Genomic DNA, 16,037 nt, shown 5'->3' on the forward strand with positions numbered 1-16,037 from the left:
AGGCACCCGGCGCCGTTCAGTGGCCGACCGGGTGGGTGGGCCCCGGGTTCGGCTTGAGGACCTTGACGAAGGTCTTCGCGGCCCCGCTCGGCCGAGCCTCCTCACGCTCGATCCGCTGCCGCCAGTACGGGTTGTCGTGCGGCAGGTGGCCGCTCACCCGGCCGTACATGCCGAAGGTCGTCAGGACGATGCCGAAGATGAACGCGAACAGCACGTTCGACATCCGGAAGTTGAGGATGTTGGCGTCCGGCCGCCCGAGCACCGTCAGGCCGTAGAAGCCCGACAGGACGAACAGCACGCCCACCGCCATGTTGAGGTTGGACGCGAAGTTCCCGCCGACCACCGCCCCCAGCACCAGGACCGCGCCCGCCACGATGGACAGGATGCTCAGCGCCCCGTTGGTCGACAGCCCGGCGATCCGGTCGCCGTGGGTGGCCAGGAAGCCGGGCTCGCCGGCCAGCCCCAGACACCCGAACACGATCAGGAAGACCCCCCCGAGCCCCGCCCCGACCCGCCACACCATGGCGAGCCGACGGTCGACGGTGGGCAGTTCGTCTTGCAGCTTCATGGCGACCTCCAGAGCTCGGCCATGGTCCAGCCGGGTGCCTAGCTGTAGGGGTGGCTCCCCTGCATGTGCGGCACCTCGTGCATGTAGAGCGAGCCGCACTGCTGGCAGCAGCGCAACCCGGTGCCCCACTCCTCCTCGGGCCGCGTCTCGGCGTCGTCGGACATGGTCCGGCCGCAGAGCGCCACCGACAGGTCCTCGTCCCGCACCACGTGCCAGGACTTGACTCCGCCGGCCGCCCCCTGCGGGCCGTACTCCGCGCGAAGTTTGTGCGTCATGCCCTCCATGGTCGCTCGGCGACCGCCCACCCGCTACTCGCCCGCCGGCTCCTCGGCGTCCTCGGTGCGGCGGACGGGGGCGGCGACCATCGAGCCGATCCGGTTGCGGCGGCCCGCCGAGGACTCGGCGGTCAGCAGGATGCCGGACAGGCCGCCCTCCACCGGGTCGGGCAGCGGGATCTCGCAGGAGGAGCCGGGGATCGGCACCCGGCCCAGGTGCTTGGCCAGCAGGCCGCCGACGGTCTCGACGTCCTCGTCCTCCAGCTCGATGCCGAACAGCTCGCCCAGGTCCTCCACCAGCAGCCGGGCGGTGATCCGGTACGAGCCGTCCCCGAGGTCCTCCACCGGGGCGATCTCCCGGTCGTACTCGTCGGTGATCTCGCCGACGATCTCCTCCAGGACGTCCTCGATGGTGACCAGGCCGGCCGTGCCGCCGTACTCGTCGATCACGATCGCCACGTGCGAACGGCGCTGCTGCATCTCGCGCAGCAGGTCGCCGGCCGGCTTGGAGTCCGGGACGAAGACGGCCGGCCGTATCACCGCGCCGACCTCCTCGGACTCCGCCTCCCGGTTGATGTGGGTGCGCCGCACCAGGTCCTTGAGGTAGACGATGCCGACCACGTCGTCCTCGTTGTCGCCGACCACCGGGATCCGCGAGAAGCCCGAGCGCAGCGCCAGGGTCAGCGCCTGCCGGACGGTCTTGTGCCGCTCGATCATCACCAGGTCGGTGCGCGGCACCATCACCTCGCGCACGATGGTGTCGCCCAGCTCGAAGACCGAGTGCACCATCCGGCGCTCCTCGTCCTCGATCAGGTCGTCCTTCTCGGCGAGGTCCACCAGGGCCCGCAGCTCCGCCTCCGAGGCGAACGGACCCTCCCGGTAGCCCTTGCCCGGGGTCAGCGCGTTGCCGAGCAGGATCAGCAGCCGCGGGATCGGGCCCAGCACCGCGGCCAGCGGCAGCAGCACGAAGGAGGCCGCCGTCGCGGTGGTGAGCGGGTGCTGGCGCCCGATCGTGCGCGGCGAGACCCCCACCGCGACGAAGGACACCAGCACCATCACGCCGAACGCCAGCAGGACGGCCTGCCAGGTGGGCGTCACGTTGCGCACGCACACCACGGTGACCAGGACGGCCGCCGCCATCTCGCTGGCCACCCGGATCAGGGTGGCCAGGTTGAGGTAGCGGATCGGGTCGGAGGCGACGGTCAGCAGCCGCGCGGAGCCGCGCCGACCGCTGCGCACCGCCTCCTCCGCCCGGAACCGGGAGACCCGGGAGATGCCCGCCTCGGCGCACGCGGCCAGCCAGCCGAGCACGACCAGCAGCACGGCACCGAGGATGAAGCTCGTACTCTCACCACTCACAGGGGTTCGGGCTCCGCGCTCAGTGGGTGGTGGGGGCCGGGGAGATGCCGCCGAGGCCCCGGCCCGTCCGCCAGTCGTCCAGGATGCGCTTCTGGAGGGCGAACATCTCCTCCTCTTCCTCCGGCTCCTCGTGGTCGTAGCCGAGGACGTGCAGCACGCCGTGCACGGTGAGCAGTTGCAGCTCCTCGTCCATCGAGTGCTTGGAGGGGGCCGCCAGGCCCTGCTGCTCGGCGACCTCGGGGCAGAGCACGATGTCGCCGAGCAGGCCCTGCGGCAGCTCGTCGCCCTCCTTGCCGGGACGCAGCTCGTCCATCGGGAACGACATCACGTCGGTCGGGCCGGGCAGGTCCATCCACTGGATGTGCAGCTCCTCCATCGCCGCACTGTCCACCAGGATCACGGACAGTTCGGACTGCGGGTGGATCCGCATCTTGTCCAGTGCGAAGCGGGCGACGTCGAGGATGGCTTCCTCGTCGGCCTCCCAACCGGACTCGTTGGCGATGTCGATCGACATGACGGGCTGTGTGCTCAGCTTTCGGTGCGATGGGACTGGCGGGGTGCGCGGGGTGCGCGGGGCGCCGTGGCCTTGCCGGGGCGCCGCTGGGCGGGCTTGCGGGCCGCCGGGGCGGCCTCCTCCGCCTCCTGGCGGGCGTCCCAGCGCTCGTAGGCGTCCACGATCCGGCCGACCAGCTTGTGGCGGACCACGTCGGTGCTGGTGAGGACGGAGAAGTGGATGTCGGGCACGTCGGCCAGGATGTCCTGGACGACCTTGAGACCGCTGCGGGTGCCGCCCGGGAGGTCGATCTGGCTGGTGTCGCCGGTGACCACCACCCGGGAGTTGAACCCGAGGCGGGTGAGGAACATCTTCATCTGCTCGGGCGAGGTGTTCTGGGCCTCGTCGAGGATGATGAAGGCGTCGTTGAGGGTGCGGCCGCGCATGTACGCGAGCGGGGCGACCTCGATGGTGCCGGCCGCCATCAGGCGCGGGATGGAGTCCGGGTCCATCATGTCGTGCAGCGCGTCGTACAGCGGGCGCAGGTACGGGTCGATCTTCTCGTAGAGGGTGCCGGGCAGGAAGCCCAGCCGCTCCCCCGCCTCGACCGCCGGGCGGGTCAGGATGATCCGGTTGACCTCCTTGGCCTGGAGGGCCTGGACGGCCTTGGCCATCGCCAGGTAGGTCTTGCCGGTGCCCGCCGGGCCGAGGCCGAAGACGATCGTGTGCTTGTCGATCGCGTCGACGTAGCGCTGCTGGTTGAGGGTCTTCGGGCGGATCGTCCGGCCCCGGTTGGACAGGATGTTCGCGGTGAACACCTGCGACGGCGCCGGGCTGTCCGGGTCCTGGCTGCGGATCATGGCGATGGAGCGCTCCACGGAGTCCTCCGTCAGCGGCTGGCCGGTGCGCAGCACCAGCATCATCTCGGTGAAGAGCCGTTGCACGAGGGCGACCTCGGCCCGGTCCCCGGTGGCGGTCACCTCGTTGCCGCGGACGTGGATGTCCGCGGCGGGGAAGCCCTGCTCGATCACGCGCAGCAGCGAGTCCGCGGTGCCGAGCAGGGTGACCATCGGGTGCTTCTCGGGGATCACGATCCGGGCGCTCACACGGCCGTCGTCGGTCGTTTCGGGGCGCGACTGTCCGTTGGTACGGGTCTGCGATGTGTCACTCATAGGTCGGCGCTGGGGCCTGCCTCATCCCATCCGTGGTCTCGGGTGCCGCTGGGTGTCTCCGGGGCACCAGGGTACGCCGCGAGCGTGATCGCCGTGGCGGGCGGCGGGGCCGCACCCGACGATGCTCCGGCAGATCGCAGGCCGGCGCGAGCCCATTTTTTTCACCGGGGACACTGCCGGGACTCTCCCGTGCCGCTCCGGTTCCCCGGGCCGGTCACGACGGGCGGCGGGCCGGCACCGGCACCCGGTCGAGGTCGGCGGCCAGCACCAGCTCCCCGTCGAAGTGCTTGCGGGCGTCGGCCAGGTGCTGGCCGAGGTCCGGGTAGCGCTGGGAGAAGTGGGTCAGCACCAGGGTGCGCACCCCGGCCTCGGCGGCGGCCTTGGCGGCCTGCCCGGCGGTGAGGTGGCCGTGCTCCTCGGCGAGCCGGGCGTCGGCGTCGGTGAAGGTCGCCTCGACGACCAGCAGGTCGGCGCCCTCGGCGAGCGCGTACACGCCGTCGCACAGCCGGGTGTCCATCACGAAGGCGAACTTCTGGCCCGGCCGCGGCTCGCTGACCTCGGCCAGGGTGACGGTGCGGCCGTCCGCCTCGATCGCGCCCTCGTGCTGGAGCCGGCCCACCGCCGGGCCGCGCACGCCGAGGGCGGCCAGCCGCTCCGGCACCAGCCGCCGGCCGTCCGGCTCGGAGAGCCGGTAGCCGAAGGACTCCACCGGGTGGTCCAGCCGGACGGCGTCCAGCGCGAAGCGGGCGCCGGGCGCCGGCAGCGGCCCGGGCTCGTCGATCGGCCGGGGCCGCAGCACGGCCGTCTCGTGGTAGGCGGTGGAGTGCCGCAGCCGCTCGAAGTAGACCTCGCCGGAGGCCGGGAAGTAGACGTCGACCGGGTGCGGGACCCGGTCGAGGTTGATCCGCTGGATCACCCCGGCGAGGCCCAGGCAGTGGTCCCCGTGGAAGTGGGTGACCGCGATCCTGGTGATCTGGGTGGCCGTCACCCCGGCGTGCAGCATCTGGCGCTGGGTGCCCTCGCCGGGGTCGAACAGCAGGCCCTCGCCGTCCCAGCGCAGCAGGTAGCCGTTGTGGTTGCGGTGCCGGGTGGGCACCTGGCTGGCGGTGCCGAGGACGACGAGTTCGCGCTGGGACACCTGCGGTCAGACCATGCGCTCGGTCATCGACATGCCGCCGAGCACGTGGACGTGCGCGTGGAAGACGGTCTGCCCCGCGCCGGCACCGGTGTTGAAGATCAGCCGGTAGTCCTCGATGCCCTCGTCCGCGGCCACCGCGCCCGCCTCGGCGAGCAGTTCGCCGGCGGTCTCCGGCTCGGCGGCGGCCAGCGCGGCCGCGTTCGGGTAGTGCGCGTGCGGGATCACCAGCACGTGCACGGGAGCCTTGGGGGCGATGTCGCGGAAGGCGAGGGTGCGCTCGGTCTTGCGCACCACGGTCGCCGGGATCTCGCCCGCCACGATCTTGCAGAACAGGCAGTCGGGCTGCGGCTCGCCGGCCATGGCTCTCTCCTCGGGATCGGTGTGTCGGGTGGTGGGGCCGTACGGGCGCAGCCTAGCCGAGCCGGGCGACGGCCTGCTGGCGCTTCCGGCGCCCCGGGGCCGCACCCGCGGGGCGGGACGCCGGACCGGCCGGCGTCCCGCCCCGGAGCTGCTACGCCCAGGGCAGCGGCGGCGCGGTGCGCGCCGGGGCCCCGGCGAGCTTCGCCAGGGCGAGCCGGACGCCCTCGGACAGCTGCGGGTCCTCGCCGGCCGCCCAGTGGTGCGGGGCGAACGGCACCTCGACGTCCGGGTCGACGCCGTGGTTCTCCAGGCCCCAGCCGTACTTCTCCAGCCACAGCGCGTACTTGGGCTGGGTGACGAGGGTGCCGTCGACCAGCCGGTAGCGGCTGTCGATGCCGATCACCCCGCCCCAGGTGCGGGTGCCGACCACCGGGCCGATGCCGAGCACCTGGATGGCGGCGCTGACCACGTCGCCGTCCGAGCCGGTGAACTCGTCGGCGAGCGCGACCACCGGGCCGCGCGGGGCGTCCGCCGGGTAGGGCACCGGGTGGTCGGTGTCCCGGATGACGTCCCAGCCGATGATCCGGCGGGCCAGCTTCTCGATCACCAGCTGCGAGGTGTGGCCGCCCCGGTTCCCCCGGACGTCGACGACCAGGCCCTCCCGGGCCATCTCGGTGCTCAGGTCGCGGTGCAGCTGGGCCCAGCCGGCCGTCTGCATGTCGGGGATGTGCAGGTAGCCCAGCCGCCCGCCGGACAGCTCGCGCACCGCGGCCCGCCGCCCGGCCACCCAGTCGTGGTAGCGCAGCGCCTCCTCGTCGGCGAGCGGGACGACCACCGGGTGGCGCCGGTCGGTGCCGTCCTTCCCGGCCACCGTCAGCTCGACCGGCTGCCCGGCGGTGCCGGCCAGCAGCGGGGCCGGGCCGGTCACCGGGTCCACCGGGCGGCCGTTGACGGCGAGCACCGCGTCGCCCGGGCGGATCGCCGCACCGGGCGCGGCCAGCGGCGAGCGGGCCCTGGGGTCGGAGGACTCCCCGGGCAGGATCCGGCCGATCCGCCAGTGCCCGCCGTCCCGGACGAGGTCGGCGCCGAGCAGGCCCTGGCGCCGGGCGGGCTCGGTGTACCGGCCGTACGGCATCACGTAGGCGTGCGAGGTGCCGAGTTCGCCGTGCACCTCCCAGAGCAGGTCGACCAGTTCGTCGTGCGAGCCGACCCGCTCGACCAGCGGCCGGTAGCGCTCCAGCACCCCGTCCCAGTCGACGCCGGAGAGGTCGGGGCGCCAGAAGTTGTCCCGCATCAGCCGGCCGTTCTCGGCGTACATCTGCCGCCACTCGGCGGCCGGGTCGACGGTGATCCGCAGCCGGGCGAGGTCGACGGCGGCCTCCTCGTCGTCGCCGCCCTTGTGGTCCGCCGGGACGACCCTCAGCTCGCCCTGGTCCAGCACGGCGACCCGGGTGCCGTCCGCGCTGACCGAGAAGTCGTCCACGCCGTGCACCAGCTGCTCGACCCGGCGCTTGCGCAGGTCGAAGCGCTCCAGCACCGGACGGGGCCGGTCGTCGTCCAACGAGGCCGCCTCGTCGCCGAGTTCGCCCGTCAGCGGGGCCCTGGTCCAGAGCACGCCGTCCTTCGCGGCGGCCAGCTCCTCGAAGCGGCCGCCCTCGACCGGGAAGGGGATGATCCGGTCGGCGATGCCGTCCAGGTCCACCCTGGTCACCGGCGCGGCGTCGGCGGCCGCCGCCTCGCCGTCCGCCTTCCGGGCCTTCGGCTCGTCCTCCTCCCCGCCGAGCGGGCGCCCGGCCCGCTGCGGCCCGAACGGGGAGGGCGTGTCGGCGGCCAGCGTGACCAGGTGGGGGCGGCAGCCGTTCGGGAAGGACAGGTCGAAGACGTGCGCGTCGTAGACCGGGTCGAAGTTGCGCACCGACAGGAAGGCCAGGTAGCGGCCGTCCGCGGTGAACGAGGGCGAGGTGTCCACGAAGCGCGGCTGGGTGACCTCGCCGACCGTCCGGGTCGCCAGGTCGGCCAGCACGATCTGGCGCAGCGAGTGCGGGCCCATCCCGCGCACCGGGCGCGACCAGGCCAGCCAGGCCGAGTCCGGGCTGAAGGCCGGGGTGCCTGGCTCGCCGTCGGCGCTGCGGTCCAGCTCGTGCACGGCGCCGTCGGCGAGCGTCACCAGCAGCACCCGGCCGTCGTGCGCGCCGAGCGCGGCCTGCTTGCCGTCCGGGGAGACCGTCAGCGCGTTGACCCGGCCGAGCCGCCCCGCGGCCAGTCGGCGGCGCTCGGCGCCGTGCAGGTCGGGGGCGAACTCCAGGGCGTCCCCGCCCTCGGCGTCGGACACCCAGAGCACCCCCTGGGCGCCGTCCTCGCCGGGCACCACCCGGGCCAGCCGCCCGCGCACGCCCGGGGTCTCGTCCAGCACCCGGGCCGGTCCCTCGCGGTGGGTCAGCCAGTGCACGCCGCCGCGCACCACCACGGCGCTGCCCCGGCCGGTGCGGTCGGGGGCGACGGAGTCCAGCCAGTGCGCGGCGGGCACCGGGCGGGGGCGGCGCCCGGCCCGCGGGCCGGCCAGCCGGACGTCCAGCCGGCGCGGCTCGGCACCCGCCAGGTCGTCCAGCAGCCAGAGGTCGCCGGCCCGGTGGAAGACCACCCGGGTGCCGTCGGTGCCGGCGCCCCGGGCGTAGAAGCCGTCCGGGTCGGTGGTGTGGCGGCGCAGGTCGGTGCCGTCCGGGCGGCTGGACCACAGCTCGCCGACGCCCTCGTGGTCGGACAGGAAGGCGATCCGGTCCCCGACCCACAGCGGGGAGTCCAGCTGCCCGTCCAGCTCCGCGTGGACCCGGGCGAACTCCTCCCGGCCGAGCCACAGCTTTCCGGCCCGCCCGCCCCGGTACCGCTTCCACCAGGCCGGATCGCGGCCGTTGACGCTGCTCAGCAGCACCCGGTCACCACCCGGCTCGAAGGCGAGCCCGCCGACCGGCCCGTACGGCAGCCGCTGCGGCTCGCCGCCGTCCAGCGGCACGGCGTGCGCCCAGGTGCGGCGCAAGCTGGCCTCGCCGGCCCCGGTGGCGGCGATCGGACGGCCGTCGGCGGTCCAGCCCAGCACCCGGGTCTGGTGGCTGCCCCAGTGGGTGAGCCGGCGCGAGGGGCCGCCGTCCACCGGCACCACGTGCACCTCGGGGGCGCCGTCCCGGGTGGAGGTGAAGGCGAGGTGCCGCCCGTCCGGGGAGAACCTCGGGTGGTGGACCGGCAGGTGGTCCGCCGTCAGCCGCCAGGCCCGGCCGCCGTCCAGCGGGGCGAGCCAGAGGTCGTCCTCGGCGACGAAGGCGAGCAGGTCGCCGTGCAGGTGGGGATGGCGAAGGTAGGCGCCCGCCGAGGAGTTCGGGGAGGTGCTCTGGGAGTCCGTCACCCGGCCAGCCTAGGCAGGTACACGGACCGTCCGCGCCGTTTTTCCCAGACTCCCGGCGCCGTCCGCGGGCGGCCGTGCCGCGGTCGCCGCCGGGGTGTACGGGGGCGCGCCGACGGCCTGCCGGGGGTGCGCCCGGGGTGCTACGACCAGCGGCCGGTGCGCCCGAGCAGCAGCGCGCCGGCGGCCACCCCGGCGGTGGAGGTGCGCAGCACCGAGGGGCCCAGCCGGTACGGCCCGGCGCCCGCCCCGGCGAAGGCCGCCAGCTCCTCCGGGGAGACCCCGCCCTCCGGGCCGACCACCAGGACGATGTCCCCGCCCTCCGGCAGCACGGCGTGCGCCAGCGGTTCGGCGCCCTCCTCGTGCAGCACGGCGGCGAACGCGGCCCCCGCCAGGACGGGCGCCAGCTGCCGGGTGGTCATCGGCTCGCGGACCTCGGGGAAGCGCAGCCGGCGGGACTGCTTGCCCGCCTCCCGGGCGGTGGCCCGCCACTTGGCGAGCGCCTTGGCGCCGCGCTCGCCCTTCCACTGGGTGATGCAGCGCGAGGCGGCCCACGGGATCACCACGTCCACGCCGACCTCGGTCATGGTCTCCACGGCCAGCTCGCCGCGGTCGCCCTTGGGCAGCGCCTGGACCACGACGATCCGCGGCGCGGGCTCCGGCTCGCGGCGCACGGCGGCGACCCGCACGTCGATCGCGTCCTTGCCGAGCACCTCGGCGACCGTGCCGTCCACGCCGAGCCCCAGCCCGTCGGCCAGGGTCACCGCCTCGCCCGGCTCCAGCCGCTTCACCGCGGCCGCGTGCCGCCCCTCCGGGCCGTCCAGGCGCACCACGGCCCCGGGCGCGGCGGCGGCGATCCGCTCGGTCTCGACGACGAAGACGGGCGCGGTCATGACGGGGAACCTCTTTCGTGCGGAAGTGGGACGGACACGCGAAAGGGGTGCCGGGGTCATTGCCCCCCGGCACCCCTCCGCGGACGGCTACCGGCCGTTGAAGGCGTCCTTCAGCCGGGAGAAGAGGCCCTGCTGGCCCGGCGCGAACTGGCCGGACGGCCGCTCCTCGCCGCGCAGCACCGCGAGGCGGCGCAGCAGCTCCTCCTGCTCGGGGTCGAGCTTGCTGGGCGTCTTCACCTCGACGTGCACTATCAGGTCGCCCCGGCCGCCGCCGCGCAGGTGGGTGATGCCCCGGCCGTGCAGCGGGATCGACTGGCCGGACTGGGTGCCGGGCCGGATGTCGACCTCCTCCAGGCCGTCCAGGGTCTGCAGCGGCACCTGGGTGCCGAGCGCCGCCGCCGTCATCGGGATGGTGACGGTGCAGTGCAGGTCGTCCCCGCGCCGCTGGAAGATCGTGTGGGTGGTCTCGGCGATCTCGACGTACAGGTCGCCGGCCGGGCCGCCGCCGGGGCCGACCTCGCCCTCGCCGGCCAGCTGGATCCGGGTGCCGTTGTCGACACCGGCCGGGATCTTGACGGTCAGCGTGCGGCGGGCGCGCACCCGGCCGTCGCCGGCGCACTCCGGGCACGGGGTCGGCACGACGGTGCCGAAGCCCTGGCACTGCGGGCAGGGGCGGGAGGTCATGACCTGGCCCAGGAAGGACCGGGTGACCTGGGAGACCTCGCCCTTGCCGCGGCACATGTCACAGGTCTGCGCCGAGGTGCCGGGGGCCGCGCCCTCGCCGCTGCACGTGGTGCAGGTGACGGCGGTGTCGACCTGGAGCTCCTTGGTGGTGCCGAAAGCGGCCTCCTCCAGGGTGATCTCCAGCCGGATCATGGCGTCCTGGCCCCGGCGGGTGCGCGAGCGCGGGCCTCGCTGGCCGGCCGCGGCGCCGAAGAAGGCGTCCATGATGTCGGAGAAGCCGAAGCCCGCCGCGCCGGCGCCGAAGCCGCCCGCGCCGCCGCCCGGGGACAGCGGGTCCCCGCCGAGGTCGTAGACCTGGCGCTTCTGCGGATCGGAGAGCACCTCGTAAGCGGCGTTGATCTCCTTGAACCGCTCCTGCGTCTTCGGGTCCGGGTTGACGTCCGGGTGCAGTTCGCGCGCCAGGCGCCGGAACGCCTTCTTGATCTCGTCCTGCCCCGCATCCCGTCGGACGCCGAGTACCGCGTAGTAGTCCGTGGCCACCAAATGCTCCGCTTGTTCCGCCTGTAGTAGTGCTGCGACTGGTCACCGCCGCCGGATTTCCGACGGCGGCCTTTGCTAGGACTCGGCCAGGATCTGGCCCACGTACCGCGCCACCGCTCGCACCGCCCCCATTGTGCCCGGGTAGTCCATCCGGGTCGGACCGATCACACCCAGTTTCGCCACGCTCTCGTCGCCCGAACCGTAGCCGACCGAGACGATGGACGTGGAAGTCAGCCCCTCGTAGGTGTTCTCCCGCCCGATCCGGACCGTCATCGCGGCGTCCGCGGTCTCACCCAGGAGGCGGAGCAGGACGACCTGCTCCTCCAGGGCCTCCAGCACCGGCTGGATGCTGAGCGGGAAGTCGTGCCCGAAGCGGGTCAGGTTGGCCGTGCCGGCCAGCATGATCCGCTCCTCGTTCTGCTCGGCGAGCGTCTCGAACAGGGTCGCCAGGACCGTGCTGACGGTCGGCCGCTCGGCCGGTTCGAACTGCGCCGGCAGCTCCTCCAGCAGCCCCGGGACCTCCGGGAGGCGCCGGCCGGCGGCCCTCGCGTTGATCCGGGCCCGCAGGTCCGCCAGCACCGTCTCGCCGACCGGGCCCGGGCAGTCGACCATCCGCTGCTCGACCCGGCCGGTGTTGGTGATCAGCACCAGCATCACCTTGGCCGGGGCCAGCGCCACCAGCTCGATGTGCCGGACGGTGGAGCGCGTCAGCGAGGGGTACTGCACCACCGCGACCTGCCGGGTCAGCTGGGCGAGCAGCCGCACGGTGCGCGCGACCACGTCGTCCAGGTCGACCGCGCCGTCCAGGAAGTGCCGGATGGCCCGGCGCTCGGGGGCGCTCATCGGCTTGATCTCGGCGAGCTTGTCGACGAAGAGGCGGTACCCCTTGTCGGTCGGGATGCGGCCGGCGCTGGTGTGCGGCTGGTGGATGTAGCCCTCCTCCTCCAGCGCCGCCATGTCGTTGCGGACGGTCGCCGGCGAGACCCCGAGGTTGTGCCGTTCCACCAGGGCCTTGGAGCCGACCGGCTCCTCGGTGCCCACGTAGTCCTGCACGATCGCGCGGAGCACGGCGAGCTTGCGTTCGTCCAGCTGGCGGACCTCACCGGCCATGGGGCACGCACCTCCGTCTTCGCACGTTGTCCGACTGTGTCCCTTGCTGCTGCGGGCCGCTCCGAAGACCCTTGCCCTGGCACTCTGAACACGCGAGTGCCAAAACCGTACCTGCCAGTGTAAGGCCCGGGTCCTACGGCAGGAACGGCCGGACCGGGGTGATCCTCCCCGCAGTTCCGCTCACGGCCCGCGGGGCCCCGGCGGTTCGATCCTCCCGGCGCCGGGGTGGTGCCGGGAGGCCGTCCGGGTGGCAGCATCGAAAGCGACGGCGAATGGAGGAGCAAGCGATGTCGAGCTCGGGCCAGCACACCCGTTTCGCGCCGGACCGCGGCCTGACCGGCCGCATGGTCGCGACGATGTTCGTGATCGGGCTGCTGTACGTCGGTTTCACCGGCCTGCTGATCGCGCTGCTGCGCGGCGCCTGGCCACTGATCGTCCTGATCTCAGGCGGGCTGTTCGTGGCCCAGTTCTGGTTCAGCGACAAGATCACCGAACGGGCGATGGGCGCCCGCCAGGTGTCCCCGGAGCAGTTCCCCCAGCTGCACGGCACCATCGACCGGCTCTGCGCCCTGGCCGACATGCCCAAACCCCGCGTGGCGGTCGCCGACAACGACATGCCGAACGCCTTCGCCACCGGCCGCAACCCGCAGAACGCGGTGGTCTGCGTGACCACCGGGCTGCTGCGCCGACTGGAGCCCGAGGAACTGGAGGGCGTCCTCGCCCACGAGCTGTCGCACGTCGCCCACCGGGACGTCGCGGTGATGACGATCGCCGGCTTCCTCGGCGTCCTCGCCGGGGCGATGACCCGGATCGCGATGTACGGCGGGTTCATGGGCGGCGGGCGCAACAACAACGACCAGAACGCGGCCGTCCTGGCGCTGATCATCCCGCTGGTGTCGGTCGTCGTCTACGCGATCAGCTTCCTGCTCACCCGGCTGCTGTCCCGCTACCGCGAACTCGCCGCCGACCGGGCCGCCGCCCAGCTCACCGGGCACCCCAGCGCCCTCGCCTCGGCGCTCACCAAGGTGACCGGGCAGATCGCGGCCATCCCCAGCAAGGACCTGCGCCAGGCCCAGCCGTACAACGCCTTCTACTTCGCCCCCGCGCTGAGCGCCCGGGAGGCCGCCTCGCAGCTGTTCTCCACCCACCCGAGCCTGGAGAAGCGGCTGGAGCAGCTGGCGAAGATCTCCGAGCAGCTCGGCCGCTGAGCCTCAGTTTTCGACCCGAGAGGACCGCCGTGGGAATCCTGGACGCCCTGTTCGGCCGCACCAAGCCCGTCAAGCCCGACCTCGACCAGCTGTTCGGCGTGCCGTCCGCCGCGCTCACCCTGGAGGCCGGGGCCGGGTTCACCCCCACCGGGCTCGGCTCGGTCTGCTTCGCGGCCGTCGAGGGCGCGGCCTTCGTCCAGGTCCAGCAGCAGGTCCGGGCGCTGCTGGACGCCGACACCGAGCGCGGCGGCGTCCCCGTGGAGGCCTCCAAGGACGGCTACGGCTACTCCTGGCTGCTCGCCCGGCACCGCCCCGAGGAACTGCCCGAACTGGTCAACGACCTGCACGCGGTCAACAGCGAACTGGAGGCGAACGGCTTCGGGCCGCAGCTGCTCTGCTCGCTCGTCGGCTTCCGCGACCCGGACGGGCGGTCGCTGGCCCTCGTCTACCTCTACAAGCGGGGGACGTTCTACCCCTTCGCCCCGATGCCCGGCGGCGGGGAGCGGCGCGACAGCCCGCTGGAACTGCAGGTCAACGCGATGCTGGGGAACGACCTGCGGCTGGAGAAGGACCTGAGCCGCTGGTTCCCGGTCTGGGGCGCGCCGGGCCTCTGACGCGCCGTCCGCCCTCCCTATGATCACCCGTATGCGCAGCCGCCAGTACGGACCCGACCTGACCCCGCCGTGGAAGAAGCAGGCCCCCGCCCCGGAGGTGCCCGCCGAGCGGGACCTGGTGGTCGAGGAGGCGGCGACCGGCTACTGCGGGGCCGTGGTGCGCTGCGAGAAGACCGCCGAAGGCTTCACCGTCACCCTGGAGGACCGGTTCGGCAAGCACCGGGTGTTCCCCCTGGTGCCGCGCGGCTTCCTGCTGGAGGGCCGGGTCGTCACCCTGGTCCGCCCGGCCGGCCCGGCCCCCGCCCGCACCCCGGGCCGCACCGCCTCCGGCTCCGTCGCCGTCCCCGGCGCCCGCGCCCGGGTCGCCCGCGAGTCCCGCATCTACGTCGAGGGCCGGCACGACGCGGAGCTGGTCGAACGGGTCTGGGGCGACGACCTGCGGATCGAGGGCGTGGTCGTCGAGTACCTGCGCGGCATCGACGACCTGCCCGCGATCGTCGCCGACTTCGCCCCCGGCCCCGGCCGCCGCCTCGGCGTCCTGGTCGACCACCTGCTCCCGGGCACGAAGGAGCACCGCATCGCCGCCCGGGTCACCGGCGACTCGGTGCTGGTCGTCGGCCACCCCTACATCGACATCTGGCAGGCCGTGAAGCCCTCCTCCGTCGGCATCCCCGCCTGGCCCGCCGTCCCCAGGGGCGAGGACTGGAAGGAGGGCACCTGCCGCCGCCTCGGCTGGCCGGTGGACACCCCCGCGGCCTGGAAGCACATCCTCTCGAAGGTCGACTCCTACAAGGACCTGGAGCCCGAACTCCTGGGCCGGGTCGAGGAACTGATCGACTTCACGGCCCTGCCGGAGTGACGGCGGGGAAAGTCGGCAGTCACCAGACTCACACCCATCGGATCCACAGGAACGGCCTCGCCGAAGAGGCTGGTCCGCTCGGAGAGGTGCGCACACGGTAAGCCCTCGGTCAGTCCACCAGGTCACGTACGACGGCGTCGGCCAGGAGGCGGCCCTGGAGGGTGAGGGTGGCGCGGCCCCGGGCGTAGGGGCCGGGGGCGAGGAGGCCGTCGGCGAGGTGGCGGTCGGCGGCCTCGCGGCCGGTGTCGGTGAGGAGGTCGAGGGGGATGCCGTCGACCAGGCGCAGCTCCAGCAGGATGCGTTCGACGCGGCGGTCCTCGTCGGCCAGCACCTCGCGGGCCAGGGCCGGGGTGCGGTGCTCGGCGAGGGCTTGGGCGTAGGCGGCGGGGTGCTTGGCGTTCCACCAGCGGACGCCGCCGACGTGGCTGTGGGCGCCGGGGCCGGCGCCCCACCAGTCGCCGCCGGTCCAGTAGAGCTCGTTGTGGCGGCAGCGGCCCTCGGGGGTGGTGGCCCAGTTGGAGACCTCGTACCAGGAGTAGCCGGCGGCGGCGAGCGCCTCCTCGGCGATCAGGTAGCGGTCGGCGTGCACGTCGTCGTCGATCATCGGCAGTTCGCCGCGCTTGACGCGGGCGGCGAGCCGGGTGCCCTCCTCGACGATCAGCGAGTACGCGGAGACGTGGTCGGGCCCGGCGCCGATGGCGGCGTCCAGGGAGGCCCGCCAGTCGTCGTCGGACTCGCCCGGGGTGCCGTAGATGAGGTCGAGGTTGACGTGTTCGAAGCCGGCCGCGCGGGCCTCGGCCACGCAGGCCTCGGGGCGGCCCGGGGTGTGGTGGCGGTCGAGCAGCTTCAGGACGTGCGGGCGGGCGCTCTGCATGCCGAAGGAGAGCCGGTTGTAGCCGCCCTCGCGCAGTTCGGCCAGGTACGCCGGGTCGACGGACTCCGGGTTGGCCTCGGTGGTGACCTCGGCGCCGTCGGCGAGCCCGAACTCCTCGCGGATCGCGGCGAGCATCTTGACCAGGTCGCGGGCGGGCAGCAGGGTCGGGGTGCCGCCGCCGAGGAAGACGGTGTGCACCGGCAGGTCGGCGGAGCCCAGCACCTTCCGGGCGTGGCGGATCTCGGCGACCACGTTGTCCGCGTAGGTCTCCTGGGAGGCGACGGCCCCGGAGGAGCGCAGCTCGGTGGCGGTGTAGGTGTTGAAGTCGCAGTAGCCGCAGCGGCTGGCGCAGTACGGCACGTGCAGGTAGAAGCCGAACGGCCGGTCGCCCAGCCCGTCGAGGGCGTGTGCGGGCAGGGAACCGTCGGACGGCACCGGATCGCCGTCGGGGAGTGCGGAGGGCATGAGCCCATTGTCCCGTACGGCCCGACCGAAC

15 protein-coding genes are annotated in these 16,037 nt (G+C 73.6%); 3 read left to right on the plus strand and 12 right to left on the minus strand.

Annotated features, from left to right (window positions below; translation table 11 throughout):
- Window positions 1-16: 16 nt before the first annotated feature.
- The 11 genes from ACFY4B_RS02295 to hrcA form a co-directional block, all read right to left on the minus strand.
- Window positions 17-568, minus strand: a complete 552-nt coding sequence (locus ACFY4B_RS02295) for a DUF4383 domain-containing protein (protein ID WP_049651089.1) — start codon at window positions 566-568, stop codon at window positions 17-19.
- Window positions 569-606: 38 nt separating this feature from the next.
- Window positions 607-843, minus strand: coding sequence for a hypothetical protein (locus ACFY4B_RS02300; RefSeq protein WP_063780135.1), 237 nt, complete (start codon window positions 841-843; stop codon window positions 607-609).
- Window positions 844-876: 33 nt separating this feature from the next.
- On the minus strand, window positions 877-2,202 hold the full coding sequence (locus ACFY4B_RS02305) for a hemolysin family protein (RefSeq protein ID WP_049651087.1): 1,326 nt from the start codon (window positions 2,200-2,202) through the stop codon (window positions 877-879).
- A 19-nt stretch (window positions 2,203-2,221) separates the two neighbouring features.
- The gene (ybeY, locus tag ACFY4B_RS02310; RefSeq protein WP_049651086.1) at window positions 2,222-2,716 is read right to left on the minus strand and encodes an rRNA maturation RNase YbeY; all 495 of its coding nucleotides are present in this window, start codon (window positions 2,714-2,716) and stop codon (window positions 2,222-2,224) included.
- Between the two features lie 14 nt (window positions 2,717-2,730).
- Window positions 2,731-3,765, minus strand: coding sequence for a PhoH family protein (locus ACFY4B_RS02315; RefSeq protein ID WP_079271808.1), 1,035 nt, complete (start codon window positions 3,763-3,765; stop codon window positions 2,731-2,733).
- Between the two features lie 316 nt (window positions 3,766-4,081).
- A complete protein-coding gene (locus ACFY4B_RS02320; RefSeq protein WP_387966256.1) occupies window positions 4,082-5,005 on the minus strand; it encodes a ribonuclease Z in 924 nt (307 codons plus the stop codon).
- 6 nt (window positions 5,006-5,011) lie between these two features.
- A complete protein-coding gene (locus tag ACFY4B_RS02325) occupies window positions 5,012-5,365 on the minus strand; it encodes a histidine triad nucleotide-binding protein (protein ID WP_049651083.1) in 354 nt (117 codons plus the stop codon).
- A 151-nt stretch (window positions 5,366-5,516) separates the two neighbouring features.
- The gene (locus tag ACFY4B_RS02330; protein WP_387966257.1) at window positions 5,517-8,762 is read right to left on the minus strand and encodes a PDZ domain-containing protein; all 3,246 of its coding nucleotides are present in this window, start codon (window positions 8,760-8,762) and stop codon (window positions 5,517-5,519) included.
- Window positions 8,763-8,902: 140 nt separating this feature from the next.
- Complete coding sequence (locus ACFY4B_RS02335; RefSeq protein ID WP_375876393.1) at window positions 8,903-9,652, minus strand: 16S rRNA (uracil(1498)-N(3))-methyltransferase; 750 nt, start codon at window positions 9,650-9,652, stop codon at window positions 8,903-8,905.
- A gap of 87 nt (window positions 9,653-9,739) precedes the next feature.
- Window positions 9,740-10,876 (minus strand): molecular chaperone DnaJ, encoded by a 1,137-nt coding sequence (gene dnaJ / locus ACFY4B_RS02340; RefSeq protein WP_049651911.1) that lies wholly within the window; start codon window positions 10,874-10,876, stop codon window positions 9,740-9,742.
- A 75-nt stretch (window positions 10,877-10,951) separates the two neighbouring features.
- Window positions 10,952-11,986 carry a heat-inducible transcriptional repressor HrcA gene (hrcA, locus tag ACFY4B_RS02345; protein WP_049651912.1) on the minus strand — a complete coding sequence of 345 codons (1,035 nt, stop codon included), beginning with the start codon at window positions 11,984-11,986 and terminating at the stop codon, window positions 10,952-10,954.
- Between the two features lie 287 nt (window positions 11,987-12,273).
- Here hrcA and htpX point away from each other — a divergent pair, with 287 nt between their 5' ends.
- The 3 genes from htpX to ACFY4B_RS02360 are packed head-to-tail and all read left to right on the plus strand — an operon-like array spanning window position 12,274 to window position 14,667.
- On the plus strand, window positions 12,274-13,194 hold the full coding sequence (htpX, locus tag ACFY4B_RS02350) for a zinc metalloprotease HtpX (protein WP_049651913.1): 921 nt from the start codon (window positions 12,274-12,276) through the stop codon (window positions 13,192-13,194).
- A 29-nt stretch (window positions 13,195-13,223) separates the two neighbouring features.
- The gene (locus ACFY4B_RS02355; RefSeq protein ID WP_049651914.1) at window positions 13,224-13,808 is read left to right on the plus strand and encodes a hypothetical protein; all 585 of its coding nucleotides are present in this window, start codon (window positions 13,224-13,226) and stop codon (window positions 13,806-13,808) included.
- A 31-nt stretch (window positions 13,809-13,839) separates the two neighbouring features.
- Window positions 13,840-14,667: a DUF3097 domain-containing protein gene (locus ACFY4B_RS02360; protein WP_387966258.1), complete on the plus strand. Its 828-nt coding sequence runs from the start codon at window positions 13,840-13,842 to the stop codon at window positions 14,665-14,667.
- Between the two features lie 109 nt (window positions 14,668-14,776).
- On the opposite strand, the gene hemW is transcribed toward ACFY4B_RS02360, so the two are convergent.
- Window positions 14,777-16,006, minus strand: coding sequence for a radical SAM family heme chaperone HemW (hemW, locus tag ACFY4B_RS02365; RefSeq protein ID WP_049651917.1), 1,230 nt, complete (start codon window positions 16,004-16,006; stop codon window positions 14,777-14,779).
- Window positions 16,007-16,037 lie beyond the last annotated feature (31 nt).

It is taken from the genome of Kitasatospora sp. NPDC001261, from assembly GCF_042896795.1.
Taxonomy (GTDB): domain Bacteria; phylum Actinomycetota; class Actinomycetes; order Streptomycetales; family Streptomycetaceae; genus Kitasatospora.